Annotated in this window: 21 protein-coding genes and 1 pseudogene; 4 read left to right on the top strand and 18 right to left on the bottom strand. The window is 36.8% G+C overall.

The features are described from left to right. Positions 1 to 236: 236 nt before the first annotated feature. A complete protein-coding gene (gene hxlR / locus IQ10_RS06990; RefSeq protein ID WP_144449749.1) occupies positions 237 to 602 on the bottom strand; it encodes a transcriptional activator HxlR in 366 nt (121 codons plus the stop codon). Positions 603 to 810: 208 nt separating this feature from the next. Between hxlR and hxlA the strand changes: the two genes are divergently transcribed. The 3 genes from hxlA (at position 811) to IQ10_RS06975 (ending at position 2,852) form a co-directional block, all read left to right on the top strand. After that, complete coding sequence (gene hxlA, locus IQ10_RS06985) at positions 811 to 1,443, top strand: 3-hexulose-6-phosphate synthase (protein ID WP_144449748.1); 633 nt, start codon at positions 811 to 813, stop codon at positions 1,441 to 1,443. 8 nt (positions 1,444 to 1,451) lie between these two features. Continuing rightward, a complete protein-coding gene (gene hxlB / locus IQ10_RS06980) occupies positions 1,452 to 2,009 on the top strand; it encodes a 6-phospho-3-hexuloisomerase (protein WP_144449747.1) in 558 nt (185 codons plus the stop codon). Positions 2,010 to 2,135: 126 nt separating this feature from the next. Then, positions 2,136 to 2,852 carry a 3-ketoacyl-ACP reductase gene (locus IQ10_RS06975; RefSeq protein ID WP_144449746.1) on the top strand — a complete coding sequence of 239 codons (717 nt, stop codon included), beginning with the start codon at positions 2,136 to 2,138 and terminating at the stop codon, positions 2,850 to 2,852. Positions 2,853 to 2,897: 45 nt separating this feature from the next. Here IQ10_RS06975 and rpiA read toward each other — a convergent pair whose 3' ends face one another. From rpiA to IQ10_RS06900, 17 genes and pseudogenes are all read right to left on the bottom strand, one after another. Beyond that, positions 2,898 to 3,563 carry a ribose-5-phosphate isomerase RpiA gene (gene rpiA / locus IQ10_RS06970; RefSeq protein WP_144449745.1) on the bottom strand — a complete coding sequence of 222 codons (666 nt, stop codon included), beginning with the start codon at positions 3,561 to 3,563 and terminating at the stop codon, positions 2,898 to 2,900. Between the two features lie 186 nt (positions 3,564 to 3,749). Then, positions 3,750 to 3,917, bottom strand: coding sequence for a hypothetical protein (locus tag IQ10_RS18890; protein ID WP_437177672.1), 168 nt, complete (start codon positions 3,915 to 3,917; stop codon positions 3,750 to 3,752). A gap of 19 nt (positions 3,918 to 3,936) precedes the next feature. Then, positions 3,937 to 4,461 (bottom strand): annotated as a pseudogene (locus IQ10_RS06965) (phosphoglucose isomerase-related protein); the annotation flags it as partial. A gap of 109 nt (positions 4,462 to 4,570) precedes the next feature. Further along, positions 4,571 to 4,738 (bottom strand): hypothetical protein, encoded by a 168-nt coding sequence (locus IQ10_RS18005; RefSeq protein ID WP_158640007.1) that lies wholly within the window; start codon positions 4,736 to 4,738, stop codon positions 4,571 to 4,573. Positions 4,739 to 5,012: 274 nt separating this feature from the next. Continuing rightward, positions 5,013 to 5,927, bottom strand: a complete 915-nt coding sequence (locus tag IQ10_RS06960; RefSeq protein ID WP_144449744.1) for an AEC family transporter — start codon at positions 5,925 to 5,927, stop codon at positions 5,013 to 5,015. A 114-nt stretch (positions 5,928 to 6,041) separates the two neighbouring features. Then, positions 6,042 to 6,320 carry a hypothetical protein gene (locus tag IQ10_RS06955; RefSeq protein ID WP_144449743.1) on the bottom strand — a complete coding sequence of 93 codons (279 nt, stop codon included), beginning with the start codon at positions 6,318 to 6,320 and terminating at the stop codon, positions 6,042 to 6,044. Between the two features lie 199 nt (positions 6,321 to 6,519). Beyond that, positions 6,520 to 7,971: an alpha-ketoglutaric semialdehyde dehydrogenase GucD gene (gucD, locus tag IQ10_RS06950; RefSeq protein ID WP_144449742.1), complete on the bottom strand. Its 1,452-nt coding sequence runs from the start codon at positions 7,969 to 7,971 to the stop codon at positions 6,520 to 6,522. Positions 7,972 to 7,996: 25 nt separating this feature from the next. Continuing rightward, entirely contained in the window at positions 7,997 to 8,311 is a 315-nt protein-coding gene (locus tag IQ10_RS06945) for an NIPSNAP family protein (RefSeq protein WP_144449741.1), read from the bottom strand. Positions 8,312 to 8,338: 27 nt separating this feature from the next. Then, complete coding sequence (locus tag IQ10_RS06940; RefSeq protein ID WP_144449740.1) at positions 8,339 to 9,598, bottom strand: TRAP transporter large permease; 1,260 nt, start codon at positions 9,596 to 9,598, stop codon at positions 8,339 to 8,341. A 20-nt stretch (positions 9,599 to 9,618) separates the two neighbouring features. Further along, positions 9,619 to 10,137, bottom strand: a complete 519-nt coding sequence (locus IQ10_RS06935) for a TRAP transporter small permease (RefSeq protein WP_144449739.1) — start codon at positions 10,135 to 10,137, stop codon at positions 9,619 to 9,621. A gap of 72 nt (positions 10,138 to 10,209) precedes the next feature. Further along, positions 10,210 to 11,259, bottom strand: coding sequence for a TRAP transporter substrate-binding protein (locus tag IQ10_RS06930; protein WP_144449738.1), 1,050 nt, complete (start codon positions 11,257 to 11,259; stop codon positions 10,210 to 10,212). Between the two features lie 16 nt (positions 11,260 to 11,275). Further along, entirely contained in the window at positions 11,276 to 12,451 is a 1,176-nt protein-coding gene (locus tag IQ10_RS06925; protein ID WP_144449737.1) for an iron-containing alcohol dehydrogenase, read from the bottom strand. 142 nt (positions 12,452 to 12,593) lie between these two features. Then, positions 12,594 to 13,892: a (Fe-S)-binding protein gene (locus tag IQ10_RS06920; protein WP_144449736.1), complete on the bottom strand. Its 1,299-nt coding sequence runs from the start codon at positions 13,890 to 13,892 to the stop codon at positions 12,594 to 12,596. Next, positions 13,882 to 15,297 carry an FAD-binding oxidoreductase gene (locus IQ10_RS06915; RefSeq protein WP_199757399.1) on the bottom strand — a complete coding sequence of 472 codons (1,416 nt, stop codon included), beginning with the start codon at positions 15,295 to 15,297 and terminating at the stop codon, positions 13,882 to 13,884. Before IQ10_RS06915 ends, IQ10_RS06920 begins: the two co-directional genes overlap by 11 nt. Positions 15,298 to 15,325: 28 nt before the next feature. Beyond that, complete coding sequence (locus IQ10_RS06910) at positions 15,326 to 16,039, bottom strand: FadR/GntR family transcriptional regulator (protein ID WP_199757392.1); 714 nt, start codon at positions 16,037 to 16,039, stop codon at positions 15,326 to 15,328. A gap of 355 nt (positions 16,040 to 16,394) precedes the next feature. After that, positions 16,395 to 17,609 carry an L-2-hydroxyglutarate oxidase gene (gene lhgO, locus IQ10_RS06905; protein ID WP_144449735.1) on the bottom strand — a complete coding sequence of 405 codons (1,215 nt, stop codon included), beginning with the start codon at positions 17,607 to 17,609 and terminating at the stop codon, positions 16,395 to 16,397. A gap of 27 nt (positions 17,610 to 17,636) precedes the next feature. Further along, positions 17,637 to 18,308 carry a GntR family transcriptional regulator gene (locus IQ10_RS06900; protein WP_144449734.1) on the bottom strand — a complete coding sequence of 224 codons (672 nt, stop codon included), beginning with the start codon at positions 18,306 to 18,308 and terminating at the stop codon, positions 17,637 to 17,639. Between the two features lie 339 nt (positions 18,309 to 18,647). Between IQ10_RS06900 and IQ10_RS06895 the strand changes: the two genes are divergently transcribed. Continuing rightward, a complete protein-coding gene (locus tag IQ10_RS06895) occupies positions 18,648 to 19,625 on the top strand; it encodes an ABC transporter substrate-binding protein (protein ID WP_144449733.1) in 978 nt (325 codons plus the stop codon). Positions 19,626 to 19,857: the final 232 nt, after the last annotated feature.

The following is a 19,857-nucleotide window of genomic DNA, read 5'->3' as shown; positions in this document are numbered from 1 at the left end:
TAGGCTTTAAATAACTAAAACCGAGGCTATCTCATCCATAGTATCGGTTAAACCTCTTACATTAACAAGACCTATTCTATCTAGCCAAAAAATATATTACAAAAGAAAAAAGACCCAATTTGTGCTTTTATAAATACTAAAGAATTAGGTCTCTTATTAGTTGATTATATTATATACTATTTTTAATTAGCATCTATTTGTTTAACTCAGGGAAAAATACGATAAAGCAGTTATTTCTACTTAATGGATTCATTTCTTTCTTCATTGTTATTTAATACCGTTTCCATATAATTCTTTCCCCAATTATACATGGAGTCAAGAATAGGCATTAGACTTCTTCCCTGTTCAGTAAGAGAATATTCAACTTTTGGTGGTACAACGGGATAGACTTCGCGATGAACAATCAAATCATCCTCTAATTCCCGTAATTGGTTGACAAGCATTCTTTGAGTAATCCCAGGCATAAGAGCCTTCAATTCACCGAAACGTTTTGTTCCTTCTCTCCCTAAATGCCAAAGAATGAGCATCTTCCACTTGCCACCAATAACTGATAGTGTTAATTCCTTTTCGCAGTTAAACATTTTATCCTGAATACGTGACATATTATTCACCTCCTCAATTATTGTAACACACAGTATACTTTTTTACACTATGTAAAAATAAAGTGCGTACTTACAAAAGTATACGATAATCATTATAATCATAACTACACAGGTAATTGGAAACATATTATCCGAAATAGTTAGGACAATATCGGACATATTACTACTGTGTATCAAACACATTATTTTAATTAGGAGTGGAGAACACATGAAATTACAATTAGCATTAGATTTAGTTGACATCCCAGGAGCAATCGAATTGATTAAAGAAGTAGAAGAGCACATCGATGTTGTAGAAATCGGTACTCCAGTTGTTATTAACGAAGGTCTTAAAGCTGTTAAAGCTGTTAAAGACGCATACCCTAACTTAACAGTACTTGCTGACCTTAAGATTATGGATGCTGCTGGTTATGAAGTAAGCCAAGCTTCTGCTGCTGGAGCTGACATCATCACAATTCTAGGTGCTGCTGAAGATGCATCAATCAAAGGTGCTGTTGAAGAAGCGAAGAAACAAGGTAAGCAAATCCTTGTTGATATGATCGCTGTTAAAGACATCGCTGCACGCGCTAAAGAACTTGACGAGTTTGGCGTAGATTACATCTGCGTACACACTGGTTATGATCTTCAAGCTCAAGGACAAAACTCTTTTGCTGACCTTGAAACAATCAAAAGCGTTGTTAAAAATGCAAAAACAGCTATCGCTGGTGGTATTAAATTAGAAACTCTTCCAGAAGTAATCAAAGCTCAACCTGACCTTGTAATCGTAGGTGGCGGTATCACTTCTAAAGAAGACAAAAAAGCTGCTGCAGCACAAATGCAAACATTAATCAAACAAGGTTAATTTGTATTATGCAGACTACTCAATATTTAGCTGAAGTCGTTGAAGAATTAAATCGTACAGTTGATTTAATTTCTGATGAAGAAGCAGAACAGCTCGTTAACAAGATTCTTGAATCAAAGAAAATCTTCGTAGCTGGTGCAGGTAGATCTGGATTTATGGGTAAGTCCTTTGTGATGAGAATGATGCACATGGGAATTGATGCCTATGTAATCGGTGAAACGGTAACCGCTAATTTTGAAAAAGACGATTTGTTAATTATCGGATCAGGTTCAGGTGAAACAAAAACCTTAATTTCCATTGCTGAAAAAGCAAAAAGCATAGGTGGAACAGTTGCTGCTGTGACGATTTTCCCTGAATCAACGATTGGAAAATTAGCTAATATCACTGTGAAATTACCTGGAGCTCCAAAGGATCAATCGGAAAGTGATTACAAAACCATTCAACCAATGGGATCACTTTTTGAACAAACAATGTTATTGTTCTACGATGCTGTGATCTTACGCTTTATGGAGAAAAAAGGATTAGACACAAATAAGATGTACGGCAAGCATGCCAACTTAGAGTAAATGAATAAAGAACAGAGAGACCGAAAATGACTTTATAGGAACTTTCGGTCTTTCTGTTTGGTGTTTTTCATGTAATTTACTTATAATAGAACTGTTCTTATTATTTCTTTTTGAAGGAGTGTTACGATGGGTTCATTAAACGGAAAAACAGCTTTGATCACAGGAGCAGGTAGAGGAATTGGCCGCGCTACTGCAATTGCTTTTGCAAAAGAAGGAATCAATGTAGGTTTAGTTGGAAAAACGCTAGCAAACCTTGAAAAAGTAGCAGCTGAATTAAAAGAATTTGATGTGAAAGTTGCGATTGCTTCAGCAGACGTATCAGATTTAGAATCAGTAACGCATGCAGTTGAGCAAATTAAATCAGAGCTAGGTGCGATTGATATTTTAATCAACAATGCTGGAATCGCGAAATTCGGTGGATTCTTAGACCTTACTCCTGAAGAATGGCAAAACATTGTTCATGTAAACGTAATGGGTGTTTATAATACGACAAGAGCTGTTTTACCAGAAATGATCGAGAGAAAAACTGGTGATATCATTAACATCTCTTCGACAGCTGGTCAAAAAGGCGCTCCTGTTACAAGTGCTTACAGTGCATCTAAATTTGCCGTGCTCGGCTTAACAGAATCTCTTATGCTAGAAGTAAGAAAGCATAACATTCGTGTAAGTGCTCTTACACCAAGTACGGTTGCAACTGACTTGGCTATTGAAACAAATCTTACTGACGGTAACCCTGAAAAAGTAATGCAGCCAGAAGATCTTGCTGAACTAATGGTCGCACAATTGAAACTTAATCGCCGTGTGTTTATTAAAACAGCTGGAATGTGGTCAACTAATCCATAAACTATATTTCTGTAAAAGCAGATCCATTTCCTGGATCTGCTTTTTTCACTCTTTCAACATAATTTTTTTATCATGATCAACCGTAATAACCAGATCAGCCATACCTACAAACAATCCGTTCTCGACAACACCTGGTATCATGTTCAGCTCTTGTTCGATTTTTTTAGGATCATAGCCTTTAGTATAGCTACAGTCAAAAATATAGTTTCCGTTATCTGTTACAAATGGCTCGTCTGTAGATAAGCGCAGCTCTGTCAGAAAACCTAGAGTACGAATATGTTTTTCTGTCATTTCACATCCAAACGGAGTTACCTCCACTGGAAGACGAAATTCTCCTAATTGCTTAACCATTTTGCTTGAATCAGCCACGATGATACATTGTTTCGCTGCTTTCGCAATGATTTTCTCTCTTAAAAGTGCTCCTCCCCCGCCTTTTATTAAATCCAGTTCAGAACTAACTTCATCTGCCCCATCGATGTCCAAATCAATTTGCTCTATTTCCCGGAAGTTCGTCAAAGGAATTCCGCATTCTCTTGCCAATTTTTCCGTTTGAATAGAAGTCGGAACTCCTTTAATCGAAAGTCCTTTTTTCACTCGCTCTCCAAGCTTTAAAATCGTATAGTAAACTGTCGATCCAGTTCCAAGTCCTACAATCATGCCATCTTTCACAAACTCAGCTGCTTTTTCTCCAACTAATTTCTTTTCATTCATCTCTTCATCTCCCGTTATCGCTAATTTCCTCTTTATAATATTCCCCTTTTGACAAAGAAAACTTTCATGAACCTATGCTCTTAATCTAGGATGAAAAAGATTTTTTTCTATCCAACTAGAAACGAACCACCTTTTTCACGACAAAATGCCCCAACTGATCACAGTTAGGACATGTTTAGTTCCAATTTATTTTATTAGGCGCTGTGTTAATGCAGCCTTTTCCGCTTTAAATCCTGGTTTACCAAGCAAAGCGAACATATTTTTCTTATAAGCTTCTACCCCTGGCTGATCAAATGGATTTACTCCAAGTAAGTATCCACTAATAGCACATGCCTTCTCAAAGAAGTAAACCATTTCACCATATGTAAACTCATTCTCTGTCAGCTAGCTCTTTTAGCACACCTTTCTCCTGATCTGTAGTCGCAAAAATACGTTTTCTTGCTTCTTCTTTTCCATATTTTCTCTCCATATAATCATGAAAAATACGAAAAGCTACTGCAGGCTCTGTTGTTGTCCCTGATTTTGAGATCACATTAACAGAGATATCTTTTCCCTCTAATCATTCAAATAGATGAGTTAAGTAAGTCGAACTAATATTCTGACCCGCATAATATACTTCAGTATAACCTTCGATTTGGTTATGAAAGCTATGTGATAATGCTTCAATTGCTGATCTTGCTCCTAAGTATGAACCACCAATCCCGATCACAATAAGAGCATCCGAATGACTTCTAATTCTACTAGCTGCATCTTTCACTCGTGCAAATTCTTCTTTATCATAGTTAAGCGGCAAATCAACCCAACCAAGATAATCAGACCCTTGCCCTTTCTTTTCATATATCATCTCATGAGCTACTTTGGTCAATTCACTAAGATGATTCATTTCACTTTTATTCATAAAAGATCATGCATTGCTGTAATCAAATGAAATGGACATAAACTCATTCACCCTTCAAATAAAGTCATTTTTTAAAATTAGATTATATTTATAAACATTTTCACTTGTCTTACCCTACTTTTGATTCTGTGATCTTTTTTCCCTTATATGGATCGGATAGTACGACTTCATGAAAATGGGCATAACCGCATGTAGGACACTTTTCAACCTTTGTGAAGGTAGTTAGACATCTCTCACAAATTCGCTGAGGAGTAGCTTGATCTTTAAATCTGAACATTACGATCACTCCTTTTTCTTTTCTTTCCAACTAAGAACTAACCAACTTTCACAAGAAAAATAGTCTATTAAGCTTATTAACTAATCCTCAAGTACACACTCATTATATTATGTAATAACCATTTAGATAAGTACGCACTTTTCAGTTAGATAGTAACTCATTTTTTATATAGTATATTTTTCTATACTATTAAATAGTAAAAAAAACACAGATCAATGACTTCACTAAAAGTCATTAATCTGTGGCATCATCTGTAATCTTCCTATGCTCTTTTTCATATCAAAACACTTACTACATATGCAATAAAAGGAATGGTCAATAATGAAAGAAGGGTGGAATATACCGTCGTCATGACAGCTGTATCCTCATCATCAGCATAGCGAGCAAATAAGACAGTAGCAAGCATAAAGGTAGGCATTGATACTTGAATAAAGGCAACCTGTTTAACCTCTGATGTAAGAGGAAGCACTTGCAAGAGAGCTATCATCATGAAAGGAAATACTAGCAATTTCATGACCAAGGGGATACTGACGAATCGAAGTGATGTTTTCTTTTTTTGTTTATAAAAATTCGGTATAAGAAGTCCAACATAAATCATTGCCAGAGGTGCAGCTAAGTTCGCTAACGTAGCTGTCAATTCTTTAGCAATCATTGGTGGTTCATAGCCTATAACCGCAATGATAATTCCAGCCATAATCGCCATGACAGGGATATTAAAAACCGCTTTAAACTGACGCAGAGATAAAGCTTCCCCCTGCTGCAACAACATAATGACGAGTGTGAAGACAACAACATCCAAACCCGCATCGAAAATCGCCGCCAGCAATCCCCCAGTAGGGCCAAAAATTTGCGCACAAAGCGGAATCCCAATAAACCCAGTATTTCCGATCCCTGCTAAAATCGCGATTTTTCTTGCCTTCAAAGAACGAAATCCAAAAAGACGAGCCACAAGCCACCCTAGCCCAATGCCAATCATATTAAGAACAATCGAAATGATAAAAATCGCCAGCATATTTCCAAGTAACTCATCACTAATTTTCGTATTGAAAATTCCGTTAAAAATAATCGCAGGAACAGCAATATTAATAATAATCATCATTAACAATCGCTTTGCTTCAAAATTAATCTCAAGTCGTCTACCAATTAACATTCCAAACAAAATAATAATCGCCATCATACTAACAGACATAAAAATAACCGAAATATCCAGACTCTCTCCTCCTCTCTTACGTGAATATGAAAAAAGGAGAAGCTATTAACATTGCTTCTCCCACTAGTATATCTATCATACTACGTACATCTATTAAATAAAAATCTCTTTGTGATCATGTTTAATTGTTTCTAGTAAGTTATCTACGTTAAGATCTTTTTCAACTGGATATGCTTGAACCTTTTTTAATGTTGAGTTTACTTCACCTTTGAAAATGTTAAGCGTTCTTTCAACTGTCTTGCTTGTTTCAACCATTTGATCCTTCACTAACTCGACATTCTTATTGATGACTTCTTGATAAACAACAAGATAGTCTTGTTTAAGCTCCCCTTTTAACAATTCTTTCGTTTCTACAATTTCATCAACTTTCATTTTCAACTATCTCCTCATCTAAACTAAAATTCATGTTCATATTCACACTGTAGTAAGATTTGTTAAAAAAGGGTGAATCCAAAAGGCCTAACTCACTCGTAACGACAATTGTTGTATTTCTATTGAATAATCATTATTCAACATCGTTGCCCAAGTAGTCAGACCTTTTATTTTTTGAACTTAACTATTATACACTAACTTAAGGAGTAATAGTAATAGTTTTTAACGAAGTGAAGAATTCGATTGCTGATTTTCCTTGCTCTCTAGAACCTGAACTTGATTCTTTCATACCGCCGAACGGAGCATGCGGCTCAGAGCCTGTACTTTCGCCATTTACTTTTACTAGACCTGAATCAATTTTATCGATAAATTTCATTGAATTCGCTAGATTGCTAGTAAAGACTGAAGCACTTAGACCAAATGGAATGTCATTCGCTAGCTCAATCGCTTCATCAATATTTTCAACTTTTATTAAACCGATAACTGGACCAAAGATTTCTTCTTGAGCGATCGCCATATCATTAGTCACGTTATCAAATACAGTCGGTTCCATATAGTAGCCATTTTCAAATTCAGGGCCTTCTGGAACATTACCACCATGAATCAGAGTAGCGCCTTCTTCTTTACCTTTTGCAATATAGCTCTTCACTGTTTCCCACTGGCTCTTTGAAGCAAGTGGTCCCATATACGTATCAGCATCAAAGCCATTCCCAACTTTTATTTCACGAACTTTTGCTAAAATTCTTTCTTTCACTTCATCATAGACAGAGCTCTCAACAAGCACTCTGCTCGTAGCTGTACATTTTTGACCTGTATGCTTCATTGCCGCATCAACCGTCATCGTCACAGCTCGATCTAAGTCTGCGTCAGCTAGAATAATAGCTGGGTTCTTTCCGCCCATTTCTAATTGGAATTTCGCACCACGAGCAACTGCCCCGTTCGCAATTTGGTTTCCAACACCATTTGAACCTGTAAATGAAATGGCTTTAATACCTTTATGATGAATAAGCCCTTCTCCAATTACAGAACCTCTACCTGTTACTAAGTTTAGGACACCTTTTGGTAACCCTGCTTCAGCAAATACCTCAACGATTTTAGCAGCCGTGATGGCTGTTTCAGATGCAGGCTTTAAGACAACAGTGTTCCCGTAAACTAATGCTGGAGCCACTTTCCAGATCGGTATTGCGATTGGGAAATTCCATGGTGAAATGATCCCTACTGCACCCAAAGGCACACGCTTTGTATAAAGAATGTTTTTGCTATTAGCAGATGGAATAACATCGCCAATTTTTTGCATACCTTCTAGAGCATAGTATCGTAGAATTGAAATACTTCTCGTTACTTCCCCTTTTGTTTCTACTAATGTTTTTCCCATTTCTTTTGTTGCTGCTTCAGCGATATCATCAAGACGTGTTTCAAGGATGTCGGCTGCTTTTAATAGATAATTTCCTCTTTCCACAGATGAAAGGTCTTTCCATGCTTCGAATGCAACGTTTGCTACTGTTACAGCTTGATCCAATTCTTCTTGTCCTGAATCTTGGAATGTACCAACCACTTCATCCTTATTTGCAGGATTTTTACTTTCTGTTACTTTACCAGAAAGAGCGCTTTTCCACTCTCCATTAATAAAATTCAAATAATTTGCTGTCATGATTTCCACTCCTTTGAATCTATCTTTATTTAATTGGTGAAAAATTAGCTGCGTACATCATCTTGGATTCTTGTTTTTCTAGCATAGGAAAGGCAGTTGGAACAAAATGATTAAGCCAATCTTCATCCTGATAAAGCGCTTCTCTCTTTTTCTTACGATCATCCAAACTCTCATATTCCCAAATATGAATGAGTTGATTTAACTCCCCAATATCGGTATACCACCAACCAATAAGTTTTGCATATTTTGAAATAATAGGGAGTCCTACTTCTTCAAAGTGTTTCAAGTACTCAGGTGTTTTACCAACTTTAATCGTATAGGTTCTCATTTCATAAAACATGTTAGATTCCTCCCTCTTTTCGGTTATTTAAAGCAGAGCCGTTGAGATTTGTGGAATTAAAATGAACAATAATAGATTGATGATTAGAACGATCAAGAATGGAATTGCAGCCTTTACGATTGAATTAAAGGAAACATCCGCCAAGCTTTTGGCAACAAACAGGTTTACCCCAAGTGGTGGTGTAAGTAATCCAATAGCTAAGTTCACAACCATGATGATACCAAAATGAATTAAATCAACATCAAATGCTCCTAAGATTGGTAGTAAGATCGGTACCAATAATATGATCGCTGCATTTAACTCTAAGAATGTACCGACAAAAAGGAAGATCGCTGCAATAATGAGTAATAACACTAGCTGACTACCAGTGAAGTCGCCTACGATTGATGATACTTTTGCAGGAACTTGCTCTGTCGTTAAGATCCAGCTCATTAAATTCGCTGTTCCAATGATAAAGAGAACCATTGCCGATAAAAGACCTGCTTCATTGAATGTTGCTTTTAAATCTGATACTTTCATGCTTCTATAAACAAATAGCGATATGATCAGACCGTATACACAAGCAACTGCTCCTGATTCTGTTGGCGTGAAAATACCGCCGTAAATACCGCCTAAGATAATGAATGGCATTAATAGTCCTAAAAATGCTTCTTTAAAACGTTGGACCAAGACTGGAAATGAAAATTTTTCTCCGCCTTTATAGCCGCGTTTTTTCGAAACAAAATAGCTATAAATCATTAATGAAATACCCATGATGATCCCTGGAAAAATCCCCGCAAGAAATAAGTCCCCAATACTCACATTGGCTGTTATTCCGTATGTAATAAACGGAATACTTGGAGGGATAATAACCCCAATTGTTCCAGCAGATGCAATTAATGCAAGCGAGAATCTTAGATCATAACCAGCCTTAACCATCGCAGGAACCATAATACTTCCGATCGCTACAACCGTTGCAGGACCTGATCCTGAAATAGCTGAGAAAAACATCGTAGCGAGTACCGCCACAATCGCAAAACCACCTGTTAACGATCCAACCATACTTGCAGCAAGATCGATTAAACGCTTTGAGATCCCGCCTTTTTCCATGATCTTACCTGCTATCATAAAGAGCGGAATAGCCATTAGTGAAAATGTATCTAGTCCCGTAACCATTCTTTGTACAGCGATAAAGCCATTCATATCCGCTACTAATAGTGCGACGATCGATGCAAATGCAACACTGATTGCTAAAGGAACATTTAACAGTAAGAAAATTATTAGTAAAACAAATAAAGTAGTAGCCATTATCTCACCTCTTTGATCGACTAATCGACTTTCGCGACATCATCAGATTGTGTTTTCTCGTTGTAAATGATATCTGTGATAAATACCATAACGAACCTTATTGCCATTAAGAAGCAACCAACAACCACAGCACAATAGACAACATACATTGGTAGTCGTAAGGCTGGAGATAATTGATTTGTCGCCATTAACGTATTAATAAATGGAATTCCGATATATAAGATCGAGATACAGAACGCGATTGAAATAATATAACTTATAGCACGCATACCTTTGTTGATTTTCTCTGGTAAATAAACTGTCAAAACATCAATAGAAATATGAACTCCTTTTTTCACACCTAAACTTGCACCAACAAAGGTTGCCCAGATTAATAAGTATCTTGCTAACTCTTCCGTCCATCTTAACGATTCTTGGAATAGATAACGATTTGCTAAACCAATGAAAACAGAGCCTAACATGACAACTAAAAAGATAAACAAAATATTCTCTTCAATAAAAGTAAGAATTTTATCAATTGTCTCTACCGTTTTTTTCATATGAATTCACCATCCAATAATGAGTAATAAGGGATTTCTCCCTTATTACTCTAATGAAAAACTTTTATCAAATTAATTGCTTTCTGCTTCTGCAATTGCCTCAAACAAGCCATCAATTAACTCATCACCAAGAATTGATCTGTACTCTTCAATAACTGGTGCTGTTGCATCTTGGAATGCAGCTCGTTGTTCATCAGACAATTCTACAACTTCCATACCTTGTTCTTTTAAGTAATCAAGTCCAGCTGCAACTTGCTCACGATTTAAATCGCGTTGTACGTCACTCCAAACAAGTGCTTCTTCTTGTAAAATCGTTTGTAATTCTTCAGGAAGACTTTGGAAAAATGCATCATTAACGATAAGCGTGAATGTACTGTATACATGGCCATCTAATGTTAAATAATCATTTACTTCATAGAATCTCATGCTCTCAATGAGAGAAACAGGGTTTTCTTGTCCATCAATAACACCTTGTTGAAGGGCACTATATACTTCTGAGAATGCCATTGGGTTTGGAGACCCACCTAAAGCTTCAACCATTGCCATATGAGCAGGATTTTCTTGTGTTCTAATTTTCAAACCAGCAACATCTTCAGGAGATTCGATTGGCCTTACACTATTTGTAAAGTGACGAACACCATTTTCTCCCCATGCTAAACCACGGATACCCGTTTCTTCTAACATTGTGTCTAAAACTTGTTGACCGAACGGACCATCTAATACTTCATAAGCAATTTCTTCATTAGCGAAGATATATGGAAGGTCAAAGATCATCATCTTTTCAAAGAATCCTGGGAAAGGACCACTTGATAGCGCTGCCATTTCCAATGAACCAAGCTGTACTGCTTCAAGTTGTTCACGCTCTCCCCCTAGCTGACTAGCAGGATATGTTTGAATTTGGATTTGACCATTACTTCTTTCTTCAACATTTTTCTTGAACTCTTGTAATGAAGCTTCTAAACGGTCTTCAGTTGCAGGTGATGAGTGCGCAATTTGAATTGTGTACGTTTCACCTTCAGCTGATGCGTCTGCTCCTCCTTCTGTTACAGTATCACTAGACCCACCACAAGCTGCTAAAAATAGTGCTGATGCAAAAATGGCACCTGTTAGTAATTTTTTCATCGTATTTCCCCCTTATTTATAGTTTGCCGTAATAGGCATTTTCAATGATTTTTTGTACATCCTTAGCTGTTGTTAATCTAGGATTCACTAAAATATTTCCACTGCTCATTGAGTCTTCAACAAGCTTGTCCATGCGATCAAGTGACACACCTAGATCTTTAATATTTAGTGGAATGTTTAATGATTTGTTTAGTTCGATGACAATCTCTAGTACTTTATGAGCAGCTTCTTCTGTTGATAATCCAGTAACGTCTGCGCCTAATGCAATTGCTATATCTTTCATTTGCTCAGGACAAGCAGGTAAGTTAAATTTTAGGATAAAAGGTAACAGTGAAGCGTTTGCAATACCATGTGGAATGTTAAAGACTCCACCGAATGAGTGAGAGATTGCATGAACGTTTCCTAATCTAGATTGAGAGAAAGCAAAGCCAGCAATCATCGAAGCTTCTAACATCATACTTCTACTTTCAATATCAGATCCGACAAAATAAGCCTTTTGTAAGCTTGCTTTAATCATCTTGATCGCATGTAGAGCTAATGCTTGACTGATTGGGTTAGCTTGCTTTGAAACATAGGATTCAATCGCATGCGTAAGCGCATCCATTCCAGTCGCTGCCGTGATTGATGGAGGACATTTCACCGTTAGCGCAGCATCTAAAATCGCTAGTTTAGGGAACAACATTGGGCTCACAATCGCTGCCTTAAACAATGTTTTTTCGTTCGTGATAACCGTTGAAGCTGTAACCTCACTACCTGTCCCAGATGTGGTAGGAATCGCAATAATTGGAAGCGGCGCTTTTGGAATTTTTCCTAGACCTTCATAATCTAGTACATGACCTTCATTTGTCGCCATGAATGCGATGGCTTTACCTGTATCAATACTACTTCCTCCACCGATTCCTAGTACCACATCACAGTTATTTTCTTTTAAGAAATCAACGCCGACTCCAATTGTTTCGGCTTTTGGGTTAGGCTCAACTTTATCAAAAATGGCGTAAGAGAAATTATTTGCTTCAAGAGAAGCTTTAACGCCCTCTAATAAACCAGCATTGATAATCCCTTGGTCAGTAACGATTAATACTTTTGCATCTTGAACAACTTCTTTAAGAATCTCTCCAGTATGGTTTGAACTGTTCACTTCGGTTACTACTTTTGTAGGCATATAAAATTGATAAGAATTGTTGATAGACATATAAAAATCTCCTTCTTTTTCAATATTGTAGCTATTCTAGTCATCTCAGGTACGTCACTTTTTGCTGTTATCCCCCCTCATTAAAATTGAATAACTTGTCCGTTAGTCTACTTGTCAGACAAATTTGGATACTTTCAACAGCTTAATCGATTGTCATATCACATGCTTCAGCTAAAAGTTCGGCCAAATGGACAACTTCAACAGAATCTGCTAACTTTTCTCGTTCTACACCCAGCTTCATTTGAAGGTGGCAACCTGGATTTGTAGTCACAATGATATCAGGATTTTTCTGCTTTACATTTTCCATTTTCATATCGAGAATCTTCATTGATTCATCATAATTAACAAGATTATAAATACCGGCAGATCCGCAGCACATGTTTTTATCAGCATGTTCTTTATACGTAATACCAGGTACGGATTTCAGTAAAGAAAGTGGCTCTTGCACAAGCTTTTGAACATTCGACATATGACAAGATGGTTGATACGTTGCAACTTTATTAATCTCTTTTTTAAATGGTAGCTTTACTTTTGACAAAATATAACTAATATCTTTATTTTTATTAGCAAATTCTTTTGCGCGATCATACCATTTCGAATCATCCTCAAAGAGATGATGGTACTCAACAAGCATTGCACCGCAACCACCGATACTATTCACAACAAAATCAAACTCATACCTCTCAAATGCTTCAATATTTTGCTTAGCAAGATCTTTTGCAATATCACGATCTCCACTATGATTTTGTAAAGCCCCACAACAAGTTTGTTCTTCAATCAACACGACTTCGCAACCGCTTTCTTGAAGGAGCTTCATGCTTAAATCATTAATATTTGCAAACATCGTATCCATGATACAGCCTTTAAAGAACCCGATTTTGTATGCCGGCTTAAGTGTTGGTTTTAAGATTGTTTCACGTTTCTTTTTCTTTGATGGACTTGAAACAGTTGGCGTTATTTTCTCAAATGCAGCCAGTCTTTCTGGTAATAGATTAAGTATCCCTAATGTATGAGCCATTTTTTGCAAGCCTGTTTGTTGATAGAATCTTAAACCGTGCCCCATGACATTTAATAGCGATTCATTTGGAATCGTTTGCTTAAAGACAATGTTGCTGAATGCTTTTTTTGCTTTTGATTTCTTATGCTTTTCTCTTTGAAGGGCAACCTTTGCCATTTCAAGGATTTTCCCGTATTGAACATTTGTTGGACAGGCCGTTTCACAGGCACGACACCCTAAACATAAATCAATTGGTTCTTGTAAGGTAGCAAGTGAAATTCTGCCTTCTGCTGCTGCTTTTACGAGATTGATTCGCCCTCTAGGAGAATGTGTTTCTTTGTTCATTGTTTGATAGGTTGGACATGAAGGAAGGCAGTATCCGCATTGAACACAATCAAACGTCTCATTGTATGCTAAACCATAATAAAGTTCACTATCGCTCATTTCTTAACACCAACTTTTGCCCTTCTTCGGCAAAGATTTTGCCAGGGTTTAAAATATTATTTGGATCCCAAGCTTCCTTCATTCGCTTCATCATATTTAAGCCAACCTTACCTAGCTCAAGTTCCATAAAAGGTGCTTTCATCGTCCCAATTCCATGTTCACCAGAAAGCGTCCCTCCAAGCTCAATCGCCGCTTTGAAGATCTCTTCAACGGCAAGCTCGACTCGCTCCATTTCTTCATTATCTCGTTGATCGGCAATGATATTTGGATGTAAATTTCCATCACCAGCATGACCGAATACCACTAGATCAATTTGATATTTTTCCTTGATCTCTTTTAACCGTTGGAACATATCAGGGATCTTGCTTCTTGGAACAGTCGCGTCTTCGGAAATTTTTGTCGGCTTTAACCTGACAATTGCTGGTGAAACAAGCTTTCTTGCCTTCCATAGCTCTTCAGCTTCTTCCTCATTGCTCGCCACTTTTACTTCTCTTGCTCCTACTTCTTGACAAATTGTCTGCACTTTTAAAATTTCTTCTTGAATCGCTAAAGGATGTCCATCAAGTTCAATTAAAATAATGGCTTCAATATCTGTTGGCAGACCAAGAGGTTGATAGTTTTCAACGGCCATGACCGATGTTTGGTCCATAATTTCCATTTTGGCAGGGAGAATACCTGAACTTAATACTTTTGAAATCGATCTTCCTGAATCAACGATATCATCAAAAACAGCCATTAATGTCTGAGATGCAGGTGGCTTCGGGATTAATCTAAGAATAGCCTCCGTGATGATCGCTAGTGTCCCTTCTGAACCAACAATTAATTTTGTTAAATCATAGCCTGTCACATTTTTAACCGTTCTACCACCTGTTCGGATGATTTCGCCTTCAGCAGTGACAATTTCTAGACCGAGGACATAATCCTTTGTTACTCCGTATTTCAATCCTCTTGGTCCACCTGCATTTTCGGCTAAATTCCCACCAATTGTCGATACATTCGAACTACTCGGATCAGGAGGATACATAAGACCATGATCATTTGCAGCGGCATTGATTTTAGCTGTTAAGACGCCAGGCGATACAACTGCTACTAAATCGTCTGGATAAATCTCTAACTTGCTCGACCATTGTGCAAAATCAAGAACAATGCCACCTTTGACAGGTAGTGGACCACCACTTAAGCTTGTCCCTTGCCCCCGCGGACAAATGGGGACTTTATGTGTATTTGCTAGCTTCACAATTGCTTGTACTTCTTCTGTAGAAGTTGGTTGTATCACCACTTCTGGCATGTAAATTCCAAATGAAGCGTCAAAAGAATAACTAACAAGATCTTCTTCATTTGTGAAAAATCGATCGCTATCAACAATACCTTTTAATTCATCTATGATTGAATCAATCGCTTTCATTTCACTCAACGCAAACATCCCCTGTATATCATTTATCTTGTAGTAACGTGTCTCCCAGCTTCATTCTTGCCGTGCGAAGATGCTTTTTCATATTTTCTGCTGCAGCTTCTGAATCTCGATTTTTGATTGCCTCAAAAATAGCTTGATGCTCATGAAAAACACTCTCTCTTTTTTCGTACGCAACATTTTGTTTTAGAGAGAACTTTAATGCTTTTTGATATAAATCTGAAATATTTTCGATTGTTTGTACTAAAAATGGATTTTTGGAAGCCCTTACAATTGTTTTGTGGAACTTAAAGTCCTCAGCATCCCCGATACTTCCTCGATTATTTAACATGTTTTCACCTAGTACATGTAATGCTTCCTCTAATTCTATAATATCTTTTTGATCATGCCTTTTAGCTGCTAATGCTGCAGCTTCACTTTCAATAATCGTTCGCAACTCAAGCAATTCGTATACTTGCTTAATATCAACCAATTCTATTGTCACTTGCTCTAGCATCTCAGCAAATTCAACTTTCCTAACCCAGTTTCCTCCACCTTGTCTAGATTCGACCATCCCAGTTGCAGCTAACACACTAATTGCCTCGCGAACTGGCGAACGACTTACTTGAAACATTTTGGCTAACTCCATTTCAGAAGGAAGCTTTTCATCTGGTTTAAACGTACCATTTTTGATTAATGCTTTTATTTCTTCTAATACCTGTTCTGATATTTTCCGTCGCTGTATTGGTATTGTCACCGTACTGCTCACTCCTTGCCATTTGTTAAGCGCTTACTTATTTTCTCTATATTTTATCTATTATTATACCTTAGCAACGACTTAGTCATATCATTTTATCCGTATTTTTTATATAGACTTGGCTTTCAATGGTAAAAAATCATGATTTAGTTGACTACTTGTATTACAAGTATACAACATCACAACTTGATTGCAATACCTATCAGAAAATTTTGCTTACTCAGCATAAAAAGTATTGTCTGAAAATAACGAAAAACAACAACCATTTTTTCATCAAAATGGTTGTTGTAACAGTTAATTCTTGTTTTTCCTAAGAAAGCTCTGAATATCTATTTTCTTAAAAATTTTTTTATGATTAAGCGTTGCTAATAACCATTTTTTTCTCTAATTCTGGGATTCTCGCCACGATTGATTTCCCAATTTCAATTGATGCGGTCGCAGCTGGTGATGGCGCATTACATACGTGTACCGAACGTTTCCCAACAATTACATGAAAATCATCAACTAATCCGCCATCACTTTTTAATGCTTGCGCTCGTACACCTGATGGACCAGGCACTAAATCATCTTCTGTAATCTCAGGAATTAATTCTTGCAGACTTTTTACGAATCGAGCTTTACTGAAGGAACGAACCATTTCTTCCATGCCTTCCTTCATATACTTACTTGCAAGCTTCCAAAAACCACCATAACCCATGACTTCACTAAAATCCTTTAAATTGAAATCTGTTTTTTTGTATCCTTCACGCTTAAAGCTTAAGACAGCGTTAGGCCCAGCATCTACTTCTCCACCGATCATTCGTGTAAAATGTACGCCTAGAAACGGAAAGTTAGGGTTCGGAACTGGATAGATAAGGTGTTTCACTAGATTTCTTTTTTCAGGCTTCAACTTGAAGTATTCACCTCTAAATGGGACGATTTTTAAATCGGGGTTATAACCCGTCATTTTTGCCACACGATCACTTTGTAAGCCACCACAATTAATCATCCATTTCGTTTTAAATGTTTCTTTTTGTGTTTCAATAACTACACCTTCATCCGTTTCTCTAACATCTTTTACTTCAAAACCTTTTTTTATCTCTCCACCGTTTTCTCTAATAAGATCAGCAAATTTTTCACTCACCTGCTTGTAGTTCACGATTCCCGCCATCGGAACATGAATCGCTGCTAAGCCATTGACATGAGGCTCAATTTCTTTTAATTCTTCCACTCCAATTTTACGAATCGCTAATTGATTTTGCTGACCACGTTCAAATAGATTATCAAGTAATGATAGTTCCTCTTGCTTTGTGGCAACGATTACTTTTCCGCAAATATCATGTTCAATGTCATACTTCTGACAGAAGGCTGTCATTGATTGGCTTCCTTCACGAGCAAATTTCGCTTTGAAACTACCAGGCTTATAATAGATTCCAGAATGAATGACCCCACTATTATGACCTGTTTGATGATTGGCTAACTCTTTTTCTTTTTCTAATACAAGAACCTTCGCATCTGGAAAGCGTTCATATAATGATACTCCTGTTGAAAGACCGACAATTCCACCACCAACAATAATAAAATCGTACATCGTATTCCCCTCCGTGTGTATGTATCTTTATTGATCAAGCATTTTTAATTCTTCCATGTACTCAATTAGATGATTTTTCGTTCTTAAAATATGGTATTCCACTGCTAAACGAACTTCAGAAGCAGACTTTCTTTTTATCGCTTCAAAAATCAAGCGATGATCCCTCTGAGTTTCACTATAATGGCCGACAAGCAAACTCGGTGCAATCGGAGAAATACCTAAACGATCAACCATGCTATCGACCCTTGCCCAAGGTGACCTTTTTCTTAAACTCTTGTGAAATTGATCATGTACTTGAACATAATAATCAATGTTTTCAGTTGCGATATTAAACGACTCCATCTTAAGGAGTAAGTCTTCTATTTCTGCAATATCTTTTTCTGTTAAATGAGGTAACGATTTTTCCACAGCCAAACTTTCTAAAAGCAACCTAGAATGATAGATCTCTTCAATATCATCTTTTGTGATGGGAGTAACAATCGCACCTTTATGTGGTTCAAGCTTCACAAGTCCTTCGTGCTCCAGCTGACGCAATGCCTCCCTGATCGGCATTCGACTAACCCCTAGCTTCCCTGCCCACTCTTCTTGTACAAGTCTTTCACCTTTTTTTAAGTTGCCATTTAAAATTTCTTCTCGCAATCTCTTTGTCACATTAAAAAGGATCATTGTTTTATCCTTTGGAGCTTCCTTTTTTTGCATCTTATCATCTCTTTCTGATCATAACTCTCAAATGATATGAAGATCGATTGGATCCAAAGTTATAATAGCATGTTTTTTAAATAGTCGCAATATAATCCAAAATTTATTTTTTTCATTTACTTTAACAAAGAAATTAAGGTTTTACGACTTTTTAAAATACGAAATCGGATCCGATTATAAAATTGATCGAATTTTAATTGGATCCAATAATAATATTTTTCCTTTCATGAAAGATGGCTTTGACAAGAATTAGGCAATTAAAAATCTCATTGACAAAGAAAAAGATAGTGATTATCATTATCATTGTTATATCAAGAGAACGTTCTAGGAGGAACATGTATGGTACGCATGAAAAAAAATATCGGAGTATATATTGGTCTATTTCTATTAGTGTTACTTCTTGCAGCTTGTGGCGGAAATAATGAGTCTGCTCCAACAAATGAACCGGCAGAAGCAACTGGTGAACAAGAGGAAATAGCATCAGAAAAGGTTGTGCAGGATGCAATGACAGATGAACTTGTCATTCCAGCAAATCCAGAGCGTATTATCGCTCCTTATTTAGAAGATTCGTTGCTTGCCCTTGGAATTACACCAGCCGCTCAGTGGTCTATCGGCGAATCAGTCCTAGATTATTTGCAACCACAATTAGCTGATGTTCCAAAAATTAGCTGGGATCTTCCATTAGAACAAGTGGTTAGCTTTGATCCTGATCTCGTTATGTTTAGCTCTGCATCTGCCATTCAAAATGGTCTGTATGAAGAGTATCAAAAAATTGCACCGAGCTATGTCTTTACAGATGAAGCAAGTAATGATTGGCGCTTGCAGCTTCAAACAATGGGTGAGCTTCTTGATAAAACAGCCGAAGCTGATGCTGCATTAGCTGAATATGATGAAAAAGTAGTAGAAGCGAAGGAACAAATTAATGAAGCAATCGGCGAAGAGTCTGCCGCGATTATTTGGGTCATGAATAAGCAATTTTATGTCGTTGATGAGACAAGATTTAGTGGAAATGTCATATACGGAGATTTAGAAATTCAAGCTCCGGAATTTTTAGCTAGTCTTCCAGATACAGGTGACACTTGGGATCCTGTTACAATTGAAAAGTTATCTGAGTTAGACGCTGATCATATTTTCTTATTGAACCCTGAAGGAGAAATGGGTGTAGATGAGTTATTTGCTAGCTCGGTTTGGAATGACCTTCCTGCCGTTCAAGCAGATCAAGTGTATGAAATTAGTGATGCTAGCAACTGGACAATTATTGGTTTGATCGCAAGTGAACAAACCATTGATGAAGTTGTTGAAAATCTAGTGAAATAATAAGAGTATTTACATTTAACACTTATAAAAGATATGAACAAATAAAACTCCATTTAGTTATTAATGGAGTTTTATTTGTTATTCCTATTTGATTTAAATAAAGCATAAATTAAAACCTTGCTTAATATCGAAATGATTCTCTTTAGATAGCTTTATTTCTTAAAAATATCCAATAAATAATATACTTTTATCTCTTAATGATAGATTGGAGTTACAGCGATTTTATAGCATA

This window comes from Halalkalibacter nanhaiisediminis (assembly GCF_007830185.1).
GTDB classification, from domain to species: domain Bacteria; phylum Bacillota; class Bacilli; order Bacillales; family Bacillaceae_D; genus Halalkalibacter; species Halalkalibacter nanhaiisediminis.
This window is presented reverse-complemented; position numbering and strand designations above follow the sequence as displayed.